This is a genomic window from Legionella sainthelensi (assembly GCF_900637685.1).
Classification (GTDB): domain Bacteria; phylum Pseudomonadota; class Gammaproteobacteria; order Legionellales; family Legionellaceae; genus Legionella; species Legionella sainthelensi.
This window is the reverse complement of record NZ_LR134388.1, coordinates 3358779-3371475: the sequence shown is the minus strand read 5'-3', so window position 1 is coordinate 3371475 and position 12697 is coordinate 3358779. Positions and strand designations below refer to the sequence as shown.

Below are 12697 nucleotides of genomic sequence, written 5' to 3'. Positions count from 1 at the left end.
TATTATTGTTCTCTTTCTGATGGTACAAACTATTTTGTTGCTGTGCAATGAGTCGAGTTATTTTATTTCCTTTTGGCGTAATTAAACCTTCTCTAAAGTGCATAAATATGTAATTTATCGTAATTATTGGTAATTATTAGAAATTAATTTGGTTTCAAAACAAATAGCCTTGAAATTACATAAAATTACCTGATAGTATGCTATTAGATGAACTTAAAACGCAGGGCAAGATAGGTGAAGTTAGCTAACCAGCAAGCTGGCTACCCAACCTCACAAGTCTTATTCGCACCTTCGGTGCTCAACGAAAACCTTATGTTTTAAGGTCAAATCAATACCCAAAGGATTGCATAACCACTTAATTAAGAGGTCGGCATCCTTATGGACGAGAAGCTTAAAACACCCACCAGAAAAAATGGTCGCCATCTTCGCGTACCTGTTTTGCCTTCTGAAGAAATTCAGATTAAATCGAATGCAGCTACAGCTGGGCTTTCAATTGCCGAGTATTTAAGAAGGATTAGTCTCGGTTATCAAATTCAAAGTAATGTTGATAAGGATTATATACTGCAGTTAGCCAAGATTAATGGAGACTTAGGACGGCTTGGTGGACTGTTAAAACTATGGTTGACTCAGGATAAACGTGTTGCACACTTCGACCTCCAAACAATAAAAACCTTGTTAGCTCGTATTCAAACTACTCAGGATGCGATGTTTGAAGTGGTGAAAAAACTATGATTATTCGCCATATTCCTATGAAGAAAACAAGGCTTAGTAGTTTTTCAAGCCTTGTTCAATACCTATGTAATCAACAAAACAAACAGGAGCGAGTGGGTAAGATCAGATTATCAAACTGTAATAGTCTCGATCCTATTTGGGCCGTTCATGAGGTATTGGCAACACAAGCTAAAAATCAAAGAGCCACTGGAGATAAAACTTATCATATGCTTATTTCTTTTGCTCCAGGAGAAAATCCTTCGGCTCAAGTTTTACAGGAAATTGAAGATACGGTGGCTTCATCGATTGGATTTAAAGAGCACCAAAGACTCTCAGTTGTTCATCATGATACAGACAATCTTCATATTCATGTTGCGATTAATAAAATTCATCCTCAAACCTTTAATATGATTGAACCTTTCAGAGCATATAAGACTTTTGCTGAGGTCGCATCCAAGCTAGAAATTGAATTAGGTCTTCAAATAACCAATCATCAAACCCGAAAAAACCATTCAGAAAATCTTGCTGACGATATGGAACATCACTCAGGTATTGAAAGTTTAATTAATTGGATGAAGCGTCACTGCAAAGAAAAAATAGAGGCAGCGAGGAATTGGAAGGAGATTCATAGTATTTTGGCAGAACATGGGTTGATGGTTCGTATTAAAGCCAATGGTTTTGTGTTCTGCAATGTCCAAGGGCTTACTGTTAAAGCAAGTTCAATTTCCAGAACTTTTTCTAAAAAAAATCTCGAATCCAAGCTCGGTTCATTCGTACCATCTTGCTCAGAAGACCATAGACCTGTATCAAATGTTTATCATTATGAGCCATTAAATAAAAAGGTACTAAATTCCGAGCTCTATGCCAAATATCAGTACGAAAAATCACACAATAAATCTTTTGTTTCAAACAAACTTAAACAATTGCGTGAGGCCAGAACAACGCTTATTGAAAAGGCGAAAAAGCGAGGACGAATTAAACGAGCGGCTTTGAAGTTAATGAACCTATCTAAAGCACAGAAAAAGTACATCTATCAGCATATAAACAAAACGCTGCTTAATGAGATTGATAACATAAGAAAAAATTATGCAAAAGAACGTAGCCAGTTATTAGATTCTCATCAAAACAAAACCTGGGCTGATTGGCTGAAACAAAAAGCACAAGGTGGCGATCAGGATGCTTTAATGGCTATGCGGTATCGTAATCGTAAAAATAAGCATGATTACACCATATCAGGTTTAGGTTCTTCTTTTTCTTCTTCTTTAAATTTTGGACAAATCGACTCTATTACTAAAGAAGGTACTGAGATTTATAAAAAAGATAACAGTGTTATTAGGGACAATGGAAAGGAAATTATAATTTCTAAAGGCGGGTCTATTCCTACACTTAAAAGAGCATTGGAAATGGCAAGACAGCGCTATGGTGACTGTATTTGTGTGAATGGGTCTCCATTATTTAAAAAGATTATCTTGCAGATTGTTATTCAATATCAAATGCCAATCACTTTTGCTGATTTGGATTTGGAAAATCAACGTCAAAAACTAAATTTTGAACAGGAGAAATCCCATGAGCAATCAAGAGCAAACCGACAAAGTCATCGAGGAAGAACTTCAGGAAGCCATGAGGCTGCTGGAACAGCCACTGGAAAGAGAAGGGGTAGTACAAAGCCCAACTCTTTCAGCATTAGACAAGGCTCGCCAGCCAAAGATCACCACAGCTTGCGAAACTTGTCCAAATGCGATCTGGTTCAGCTCACCGGAAGAGGTCAAGTGTTATTGCCGGATAATGCACATGATCACCTGGAGCGGCAAGGATTCAAATTTGATAACCATGTGCGACGGGAAGTTTCTCGATTAAAGACAAATAGAAAGCATTACAAGAACCAAATTAAACCAAGTTCCTATTGAGAGTTTGAATTCAGTAATCATTGTTTAGACTACAAATTGTGCTTTTTTCTTGACAATATACCCATTGGGGGTATATACCTATAGGGGTATATTGGAGAATTATATGTCAAAACATCCTAAGCATCATGAAGAGTTGTCTCGACTTAATCGAGTAACCGGCCAACTCGAAGGCATTAAGAGGATGATTGAAGAACAACGCTACTGCGTGGATATCCTTTCTCAGTTACGCGCTGTTCGTAATGCAGTAAAAACTATTGAATTGGGTGTGCTTGAGCGTCATGTTTTAAACTGCCTTAATGAGGTCGCCTGCCATGGAACTTCTGAGTCGCGTCAGGAAAAAATGGATGAGATTATGGCTTTGCTTAAAAAATACGATTGAGGTGGATGATGAACACACAAAACCAGGATGCAAAACACCACAAAGAAGGGCATGGTTGTTGCGCTCATCAGCATCAACACGTCCCCTTATCTGCATCTGAGACAGCATTAGAAAATACAATTTATACTTGCCCCATGCATCCACAAATCCGCCAAGACAAACCAGGAACTTGCCCACTATGTGGTATGGCGCTGGAGCCAGAGCAGGTGAGCATAACAGAACAAAAAAATCCCGAGTATCACAATATGTTCTGGCGTTTTATCATTGCATGCATAGCAAGTATTCCAGTCATTTTCTTGAGCATGGGTGAGCGTTGGTTAAGTCCATTAATTCCAATGTCTCTATCGTTATGGACTCAAGCCATACTGGCAACGCTGGTGGTTTGGGGTTGTGGTTGGCCTTTCTTTTTAAGAGGATGGCAGTCTCTTCATACCCATCATCTGAATATGTTTACGTTGATTGCTTTGGGCACAGGCGTTGCCTGGGGATATAGTTTGGCAGTTGTTCTTTTTCCACAACTACTTCCTCTGCATATGCAAGGCGATGGCATGATGCCAGTCTATTTTGAAGCCGCAGCAGTGATTACTACCTTAGTGCTTTTAGGCCAAGTGTTGGAATTAAAAGCGCGTGAGCGCACTGGAGATGCCATTCGTGAATTGCTTCATTTAAGTCCAACAATTGCTCATCGATTAAATGATGGCGAAAATGAGGAGGACATCGCTCTTGATGAGGTAGTGCTAGGCAATAGATTGCTGGTACGTCCTGGTGAAAAAATCCCGGTTGATGGAGTAGTCATTCAAGGTCAAAGTGATGTGGATGAGTCCATGCTCACAGGTGAACCCATGCCTGTCGCTAAAGAAGTGGGCAATACGGTGATTGGCGGGACATTAAATCAACAAGGGAGCCTTATAATCGAAGCGGCTCACGTAGGCAAAGACACGTTACTTGCCCGCATTATCTCCCAAGTCAGTGAGGCCCAACGCAGCCAGGCCCCTATTCAACGCTTGGCAGATGCAGTCTCTGCTTGGTTTGTGCCTATTGTTTTAGCAATCGCATTGATTGCGTTTCTTGTTTGGTTTTTAGTAGGTCCCTCGCCTTCCTTAAGTTATGGCTTAATTGCGGCCATTTCCGTGCTGATTATTGCCTGTCCTTGTGCTTTGGGCCTTGCTACACCTATGTCCATAATGGTTGGGATAGGAGAGGGCGCACGACGCGGTATTTTAATTAAAAATGCAGCTTCTTTGGAGCAGTTACGAACAATTAATACATTAGTGGTCGATAAAACAGGGACCCTGACCCAAGGCCATCCAGCATTAACCCAAGTTATTCCAATTGCTAGTTGGCAGGAGCAGGAGCTTTTGAGTCTCGCGGCATCTCTTGAACGTCACAGTGAGCACCCACTAGCCAAAGCACTACGTGATGAAGCGCAAGCACGTCAAATTACTTTAAGAGAAGCTACGGATTTTATTGCAGTTAGAGGAAAAGGCGCTCAAGCAAAAATCGATGGAAAAAGCGTTGCCATTGGTAATGCCCAATGGCTGTCTGTTTCTGCTGACAAAATTCCTGATGCGGCATTAAAAGCCCAAGAAGAAGGGGCTACTCTGATTTATTTGACGGTTAATAAGCAGTTCGCAGGTGTTTTTGTGGTTGCTGACCGCATTAAAGAGTCAAGCCACGATGCTGTCGACACGCTTATCAAAAAAGGTATACAAGTCATTATGCTCACCGGTGATAATGCCATTACTGCCAAAGCAGTAGCTCGACAAGTAGGTATTCAAAAAGTTATTGCCGAAGTCTTGCCGGATGAAAAAAGCAATATTATTACTCAATTACAACAGGAAGGGCACGTGGTTGCCATGGTTGGTGATGGGGTGAATGATGCCATTGCCTTGGCAAAAGCCAATATTGGTGTTGCGATGGGAACTGGAAGTGATGTAGCAATTGAGAGTGCCGGCATGACCTTATTAGCAGGCGATTTAAATAAGCTTGTAGAGGCTTATGAATTATCGGTTCGTACTGTAAAGAACATCCACCAAAATCTCTTTTTTGCTTTTATTTATAATGCGTTGGGCGTACCAGTAGCGGCAGGTGCTCTTTTCCCGTTAACAGGCTTATTACTCAATCCAATGATAGCTGGTGCTGCCATGGCATTAAGCTCTGTGTCGGTGATTGCCAATGCTTTGCGTTTGCGCAAGAAGCTGACATGATAGGAAAAATAATTAAGTTAATTTAATTAATATTAGGGACAGAATGTACATGATGAATCAGAAAAGGGGCTTTAAGTATTTTGTGATAGGGCTGACACTGTTAATGCCTGTATTAGCACATGCAAAATCCCCGTTGAATCTCAAAGAGCTGACACAACTGGCAATTCAACAGAACAAGGATTTAAAAGCAGCGCGTTTTGCCATCTCTATTGCCGAGGCACGCTTGGTACAAGCAGGATTATGGTCAAATCCCAATATTAATTTAAATAACAACGACGACCGATTATTTAATAACGAGGGTGAATATTCGCGAAGTATCAGCTTTAACCAGGCCTTTCCCATATCAGGTCGTATTGCCAAGCAAAAAACAGTGGCACGCATTGATATTCTTCGCGCCCAGGCTGAGGTTTTTGAGGCGACTCGGCAGTTAAGTGCCAAAGTTGCTAATGCCTATTATGCGGTGGTCATCGCAGAGAACCGCATGCAACAATTAAATTATTTACAAAAGATAAATCAAGAGTTGGTGCGTGTTATTCATAATCGCTACCATGCCGCTGAAATTTCTAAATTGGATGATAATTCGGCTCGCATTGAATACGCACGTATTACTCAAGAAAAACAACTGTTAAAAAGTCAGCTAATTAGCCAATATACCCTTTTAAATCAACTCATTGGTCAAACACCCAATTCGCCACTGAACGTTAAAAAAACGATTAGGATAGCAAAAGGCATTCCTCCATTAGGAAACCTAATCAATCACGCCCTCAGTAATCGTCCTGACAGGAGGGCTTTGCTACTTGCTGGACAACGCGCCATGGCCGATAGACGTTTAGCCCAAGCTGAGCGCTTTGCCGATTGGACTCTTGGTGCTGGAGTGCAACAAGATAAAATCGTTGTGGAAGGCGGGTTACCGCAACCAGCTGATCGCACATTAGGGGTTTCCTTATCCATTCCTCTGCCTTTACTCAATCGCAATCAAGGGCGAATTATGGAGGCCTCCGCAACTGGAACTCAAGCCATGATCTCAGTAGATGCTTTAAATCTCACGATTGAAACAGAGGTTACGAGCAATTATGGCCAGCTTAATGCTCTTAAAACTAGTGTCGCGCAAACGCAAGGCACCTCCCTTCGTTTAGGGCTTGAAAACGTGAAACTTGCTCGTGAAGCCTATCAAAATGGGCAAGTTTCTTTTTTGAATGTCTTGCAGGTGCAAAGGCAGCAAAATGATGTACAAATGGCCTACTTAACGACCATGGGACAATATTTTCAATCCTATGTTGCCTTATGTACGGCTATTGGAGCACCACATACAAACGGATTCTGCTCGTATTTATCCTTAACCAAGGACGTGACCAAATGATTCATACATTTAATTCTATCCGCCAAAGAGTGTGGGTTATTGTTTTACTGGGTATTCTCTTTCATTCGTCATTGCTAATGGCGCATGGAGACGAAATTGAAGTCAGCACGTCAGGTCCAGCCCAGTCGGTTACATTAACTCCTGAACAAACCAAGATGCTTGGCATTGAGGTTTCTGAAGCCACGCCGCGCCCCATGGCTGACTTGTTGGCATTAAATGGTCAAATCCAATTACTGCCCAATGCACAGGCCGATGTGAATGTGCGTATTAGTGGCGCGGTAACCGATATTGTGACCAATCTTGGGGACAGTGTTACCAAAGGACAAACATTGGCCACGGTACAATCTCGCCTAGTTGGTGATCCACCACCTAGTGTCGCGGTAAAAGCGCCTATTTCAGGTGTTATTGATGCACGCAATGTGAATTTGGGGCAGGCGGTAGAACCCAACACCGTTTTATTTCACATCAGTAATCGTGAGCAAGTGCTCGCTATTGTTCAAGTGTATGAAGAGGATTTGGGCAAGATTAAAGTAGGGTTGGATGTGAATGTGCATGTCTTAAGTTATTCCAAGCGTATTTTTCCAGGAAAAATAACGCTTATTGAACCAAACTTAGATCCCTTAACGCGCACCGTGAATGTCCAAGTTAGTCTTGATAATAAAGAAGGATTATTAAAACCCGGCATGTTTGTGCGCGCCAACGTGGTATTACGATTTACTCAGGCAGCGCTTACGGTACCTAATAACGCCATATTGGAAATTGATAATGCCACCTTTGTGTTTGTGAAGAATGGTACCCAGTATGATAGGACGGTGGTTAGCCTTGGGACTCGTGATGATAATTATACTGAAATTAAAGAAGGTTTAGTTCCTGGCGATGAGGTAGTGACTCAGGGGAATCGCGAGTTATACACCTTATCTCTTAGTGGCGGCGGTGCAAAAAAACTCGGTCATGAGGAGCCACACTAATGTTTACACGCTTAATTGCCTGGTCGCTTCATAATCGTCTTTTAATTCTAGCGCTAACGCTGGTTCTTTGTCTCTTGGGTGGCTACACCTTAAAACAAATGCCGGTGGATGTCTTCCCGGAATTTGCCCCTCCGCAGGTGGTGGTGCAAACCGAAGCGCCTGGCATGGCCACCCAAGATGTGGAAACGCTGATTACCTATCCTTTGGAAAGTGCGATTAATGGTACACCAGGTGTGGCCAGTGTACGCTCTAAAACATCGGTAGGTTTGTCCACCATTACCGTGGTTTTTGATGACAGAACGGATATTTACCGTAACCGACAACTGGTTAATGAGCGTATTCAACAAGTCAGTAATCGACTCCCACCAGGTGTTAATTCTCCAGTCATGTTGCCCGTAACCTCAGCCGTGGGTTGGCTTGTCAAATATGCCTTAATCAGTGATACGGTAAGTCCTGAAACATTACGCACCATTTCAGATTGGACCATCAGACCCCGAATTCTGGCATTAGGTGGGGTTGCGGCCGTCGTGTCACTTGGTGGTGAGGTCAAGCAATACCAAGTGCGCTTAATTCCTGAGCGCATGCTTTCTTATGGGATTACCATCGAAGAAGTACGCCAGGCGTTAACCACTGCGAATCAAAACGTACCAGGCGCTTTTGTTCACCAAGCCGGTAGCGAGCTTGTGGTCGGAACTATTGGACGAATCCAGTCCTTAGATGATATTAAAAAAACCGCTATTGTGGTACGAAAAGGTATTCCCATCACGGTTAATAACGTGGCTACAGTTGCTTTTGGCGGTGAAATAAAGCGCGGTGATGGTGCTTACAATGGAAAGCCTGCGGTGATTGGTACCATTTCCAAAGCCTATGGTGCGGATACGGTGACAACCACGACTAAAGTGGAGCAGGCGTTAAAAAACATCAAACTCACTCTTCCCGCAGGTGTGGCGTTAGAAACGGAAGTCTTTCGTCAAGCCAATTTTATTGAATCAGCGATTCATAATCTATCTCGCGCTCTTCTTGAAGGGGCAATCATTGTCATTGCGGTGCTTTTTGTGTTTTTAATGAATTGGCGTGCATCATTTATTACCTTTCTGTCCATGCCAGTATCCTTTGTTATTGGTTTATTGGTACTTCACTATTTTGGCATCGGGATTAATTCAATGACACTGGGCGGGATGGCCATTGCAATTGGAGAGGTCGTAGATGATGGCATCATCACGGTTGAAAATGTGGTGCACCGTTTAAGAGTAAACCGCCAAGAACCCCATCCTTTACCTGCCATTGAAGTGGTGTTTGATGCAGTACTTGAGATACGAAGTTCAGTTGTTTATGCCACCATTATTATCAGCCTTGTCTTTTTGCCTATTTTCTTTTTATCAGGGATTGCTGAGCGTATTTTTAGCCCTTTGGCCATTGCCTATATTGCTTCAGTATTGGGTTCTTTGGTGGTATCGATTACTATGGTCCCAGCACTGTGTTACCTTTTATTAGTTCGTGGCAAAGAAAAAGCAGAGGACACTGAAGTGAGCCTACATGCCTTATCCCAGGGTGAGCGTCATTATGGGGTAGAGCAAAAAACGGAGCATGAGAAAGAGTCTGAAACCCGGTTTGTCCTGTGGCTTAAGAGGCATTTTCTAACGACACTGCACTGGTCTTTAGCACACGTTAAAGCCGTAGTTGCCATGGCGCTGGCCGCCTTTTTATTTGCATTAACCTTACTTCCCTTTTTTGGTACGTCCTTTTTACCGGAGTTTCATGAAGGGAATTTCATTATCGCCATGAGCACCTTGCCAGGAACTTCATTAGAAGAGTCGATGCGCTTAGGGCAACAGGTGCAAAAATCCTTAATGCGCTACCCACAAGTCATCTCGATTTCGCAACGCGCAGGTCGCAGTGAGTTGGATGAGGATGCTCTGCCACCTAATGTTAGTGAGTTTGATGTGCGACTTGATTTTGCTAAAGACAAATCGATACCGCCTGATGAGCTATTACGACGAATTCGTACTGATTTAGCCAATATTCCAGGTGCTGTGTTTAATGTGGGTCAGTTCATTGCCCATCGTATGGATGAAGTGCTTTCAGGGGTTCGTGCCCAAGTGGCGGTGAAGTTATTTGGTGATAATTTAACGACGCTCAATGAATTAGGTCACTCTTTAGAGACGGTTTTAAAATCTGTTCCGGGTGTTGTTGATGTCAATAAAGAGCAGCAGATTAATGTACCGCAACTCATCATTAAAATTGACCGAGAAAAGGCGGCACGTTATGGGGTCAATGTAGGGCAAATTTCTGAAGACGTACAAGTACTTTTAAATGGAGTCAGTGTTTCGAATGTTTTAGAAGGACAGCGTACCTTTGATTTGTACCTTCGTATGAATAAACCTGGACGAGATAGCATTAAGGCCATTCAAAACATGTTGATTGACGCGCATGGTCAAGCCGAGGGAACTTCTGGTCAAGTTCCTTTGCGAGCTGTTGCCGAGATTAAAGTGGAGCCTCAACCCTTTGCTATTAATCGGGAAAATGTGCAGCGGTTATTAGTGATAGGCTTTAACGTACAAGGGCGTGATTTAGGCAGTGTAATTGCTGATGTCGAACAAGAGGTACAGGAAAAAATAAAACTACCCGCAGGTTATTTTATCCAATACGGCGGGCAATTTGAAAGCCAGCAACAAGCTTCTAAAGTGATTATTACCTTCGGTGCTTTAGTTATTTTCATCATGCTGGTCTTGCTGCATAAAGCTTTTGGTACCTTAAGAGAAGCTTTGTTAGTGATGTTTAATTTACCTTTGGCGTTAATCGGTGGGGTGATATCACTTTTTATCGCTAGTGGTGAGATGAGTGTGGCGGCCATGATTGGTTTTATTACTTTATTTGGGATTGCGGCACGCAATGGGATTATTTTAGTGAGTCACTACAATCAATTGCGTTTGCAGGGAAAAACTCGAGATCAAGTGGTCATTGATGGGACACTCGATAGATTAGTGCCGGTACTTATGACAGCAGCCACTGCCGCCCTTGGGCTTTTCCCTCTGCTTTGGGGTTCACCTGCCGGTAAAGAATTAGAACGTCCTTTGGCGCAAGTGCTCTTAGGTGGGTTATTCACCTCCACTGTGCTCAATATGTTTGTTGTTCCTACGGTCTATAACGCCATTGAACAATGGCGGGAAAGACACCAATCTTTAGATGAAATCAATAAGGAGAAACACCATGAATCAGGTACAATGCAACCGTAAGTTGAAGTGGTTTAGTTTGATAATGAGCTTTTTTATTTGGACAATACCTTTGAAACTCTTTGCCGATACCAGCGAAGCGTCCAAAGTAGCCATTCCATCAACCATCCCAGCTATCTGGAAAGCCATTGATGAGCAAGCGGCTTCTATTAATCAGGCATTAAAAAACAATCAACTTGCATCCATTCATGAGCATGCTTTTGCTATTCGCGATTTAGTTAATGCACTGCACGGCTTGAGCAAGGATTTATCTGAAGAGCAGAAAAAAACACTGCAAACAAATTTAAGCTATGTAGAGCAATTGGCTACTCGTCTTGATAAAACAGGGGATGCAAACGATAAGGAGGGAACTCAAGCCAATTGGGATAAATTGGAAAAAATATTAAGCCAATTACGTGCCCTTTACTAAATCGCATCATCTAATTAAGAGTGTTTTTTATGAAATTATCTTTTTGCGTTCAAGCAATACTTGCATTAAATGCCCTGTATGTTGGACAAGCCCTTGCGGTTCAAAATCCAACCCTACATACAGCGATTAAACCCACCGTGTTGTTGATTAAAAAATATCAAACCGAAGTGGATGGTAAACCTACTGAGTTGTTTCGAATCGAGCAGCCTGACGGTACTTGGGGATATCACGGAGTGAAAGGCGACATGTTTGATGCAGTTGTAAAAAATCAGACTGATAAGCCTACTGTATTGCATTGGCATGGCCTCGTTGTACCGAATAACCAAGATGGAGTGCCTTATGTGACGCAGGCACCCATTCCCCCAGGCGGTGAATACCATTATCATTTTTTGCTCAAGCAATCTGGGACCTATTGGATGCATTCGCATCATGATTTGCAGGTACAACAATTTTTATCAGCACCTTTGATTATCTCCGACGCAAAAGATAAGGCAAGTGATAAAGAGGTTACTTTATTCATTGGCGATTTTAGCTATAAAAAACCAGAAGTGATTTTAAGTGAGCTAAAGAAAGGACAAATGACTCACATGCATCATAGTAGTGGTATGTCTTCTATGCCCACGAGCCAAGCGGAAGCTGATTTAAATGATGTCAGTTATGATGCATTCCTAACCAACTATAAAACGTTAAAGAATCCAGAAGTTGTTTCTGTTCATCAAGGAGATACTGTTCGATTAAGGTTTATCGCAGGCTCTGCAATGTCTAATTTTTTTATCAATACAGGCATTTTAAAAGGTAAGGCGATTGCTATTGATGGGCAAGCGATTAAACCAGTAGAATCCAATCAATTTCAACTGGCCGTGGGACAGCGGATTGATGTTTTGGTGACCATTCCCCAAGGTGAAAACGCATATCCTATTCTTGCACAAGGAGAAGGGACTGCGATGCAAACCGGTTTAATACTTACGACACCTAAAGCGCCTATCCCTAAACTAAATGAAAAAACGTCAAACAAAGTTGGCGCTTTAAACTATGATCAGGAATTTAAATTTAAGGCCTTACAGCCAATGTCAGCTAAAACTCCTGGACAAACGCTTACAGTCAATTTAGAAGGCGATATGATGTCCTATGTGTGGACAATTAACAACCAAAAGTGGCCTGAAATAAAACCATTAACGGTTCAGAAAAACAAACGGGTTGAACTTGTCTTCAATAATAAAACGATGATGGCTCATCCCATGCATTTGCATGGTCATGTCTTTGAAGTGACTGAGATTGATGGGAAAAGATAAGTGATGGTCTGTTGCACGACACGGTTTTGGTGTTGCCGAAATCAACTGTTAAGGTTCAATTTGATTCCGATAATCCGGGCAACTGGATGATGCATTGTCATATGCTTTATCATCAAGAGACTGGGATGATGACTCTGATGACTTATCAGGATATTAAATTACCAGACTTAACAAGCCATCATTGACGTTAAACATTATCTTTAAGGATTAAGCTGCTTTTAGAGAGTGTTT

10 protein-coding genes are annotated in these 12697 nt (G+C 42.0%); all 10 read left to right on the top strand.

Annotated features, from left to right (window positions below; genetic code table 11):
• Nucleotides 1-378 precede the first annotated feature (378 nt).
• Nucleotides 379-732 carry a conjugal transfer transcriptional regulator TraJ gene (gene traJ / locus EL220_RS14875; protein WP_027269489.1) on the top strand — a complete coding sequence of 118 codons (354 nt, stop codon included), beginning with the start codon at nucleotides 379-381 and terminating at the stop codon, nucleotides 730-732.
• Nucleotides 729-2618 (top strand): TraI/MobA(P) family conjugative relaxase, encoded by a 1890-nt coding sequence (gene traI, locus EL220_RS14870; protein WP_027269490.1) that lies wholly within the window; start codon nucleotides 729-731, stop codon nucleotides 2616-2618. Before traJ ends, traI begins: the two co-directional genes overlap by 4 nt.
• A 103-nt stretch (nucleotides 2619-2721) precedes the next feature.
• Nucleotides 2722-2997 carry a metal-sensitive transcriptional regulator gene (locus EL220_RS14865; protein ID WP_018576423.1) on the top strand — a complete coding sequence of 92 codons (276 nt, stop codon included), beginning with the start codon at nucleotides 2722-2724 and terminating at the stop codon, nucleotides 2995-2997.
• Nucleotides 2998-3005: 8 nt separating this feature from the next.
• Nucleotides 3006-5204 (top strand): copper-transporting P-type ATPase, encoded by a 2199-nt coding sequence (locus tag EL220_RS14860; protein WP_035905528.1) that lies wholly within the window; start codon nucleotides 3006-3008, stop codon nucleotides 5202-5204.
• Between the two features lie 49 nt (nucleotides 5205-5253).
• Nucleotides 5254-6564, top strand: a complete 1311-nt coding sequence (locus EL220_RS14855) for a TolC family protein (RefSeq protein WP_370637256.1) — start codon at nucleotides 5254-5256, stop codon at nucleotides 6562-6564.
• Nucleotides 6561-7532, top strand: coding sequence for an efflux RND transporter periplasmic adaptor subunit (locus EL220_RS14850; RefSeq protein ID WP_027269493.1), 972 nt, complete (start codon nucleotides 6561-6563; stop codon nucleotides 7530-7532). The genes EL220_RS14855 and EL220_RS14850 overlap by 4 nt, the downstream gene beginning before the upstream one ends.
• Nucleotides 7532-10768 (top strand): efflux RND transporter permease subunit, encoded by a 3237-nt coding sequence (locus EL220_RS14845; protein WP_027269494.1) that lies wholly within the window; start codon nucleotides 7532-7534, stop codon nucleotides 10766-10768. The genes EL220_RS14850 and EL220_RS14845 overlap by 1 nt, the downstream gene beginning before the upstream one ends.
• On the top strand, nucleotides 10743-11174 hold the full coding sequence (locus EL220_RS14840) for a hypothetical protein (protein ID WP_027269495.1): 432 nt from the start codon (nucleotides 10743-10745) through the stop codon (nucleotides 11172-11174). Before EL220_RS14845 ends, EL220_RS14840 begins: the two co-directional genes overlap by 26 nt.
• 29 nt (nucleotides 11175-11203) lie before the next feature.
• Complete coding sequence (locus tag EL220_RS14835) at nucleotides 11204-12466, top strand: multicopper oxidase family protein (RefSeq protein WP_269470992.1); 1263 nt, start codon at nucleotides 11204-11206, stop codon at nucleotides 12464-12466.
• 29 nt (nucleotides 12467-12495) lie between these two features.
• Nucleotides 12496-12651 (top strand): multicopper oxidase domain-containing protein, encoded by a 156-nt coding sequence (locus tag EL220_RS19600; protein WP_269471019.1) that lies wholly within the window; start codon nucleotides 12496-12498, stop codon nucleotides 12649-12651.
• The last annotated feature ends 46 nt before the right edge of the window (nucleotides 12652-12697 follow it).

Coding starts and splice junctions, on each gene's coding strand:
- EL220_RS14850 (WP_027269493.1), top strand. CDS start 6,561: ATGATTCATACATTTAATTCTATCCGCCAAAGAGTGTGGGTTATTGTT.
- traJ (WP_027269489.1), top strand. CDS start 379: ATGGACGAGAAGCTTAAAACACCCACCAGAAAAAATGGTCGCCATCTT.
- EL220_RS14840 (WP_027269495.1), top strand. CDS start 10,743: ATGAATCAGGTACAATGCAACCGTAAGTTGAAGTGGTTTAGTTTGATA.
- traI (WP_027269490.1), top strand. CDS start 729: ATGATTATTCGCCATATTCCTATGAAGAAAACAAGGCTTAGTAGTTTT.
- EL220_RS14855 (WP_370637256.1), top strand. CDS start 5,254: ATGATGAATCAGAAAAGGGGCTTTAAGTATTTTGTGATAGGGCTGACA.
- EL220_RS14835 (WP_269470992.1), top strand. CDS start 11,204: ATGAAATTATCTTTTTGCGTTCAAGCAATACTTGCATTAAATGCCCTG.
- EL220_RS14845 (WP_027269494.1), top strand. CDS start 7,532: ATGTTTACACGCTTAATTGCCTGGTCGCTTCATAATCGTCTTTTAATT.
- EL220_RS14860 (WP_035905528.1), top strand. CDS start 3,006: ATGAACACACAAAACCAGGATGCAAAACACCACAAAGAAGGGCATGGT.
- EL220_RS14865 (WP_018576423.1), top strand. CDS start 2,722: ATGTCAAAACATCCTAAGCATCATGAAGAGTTGTCTCGACTTAATCGA.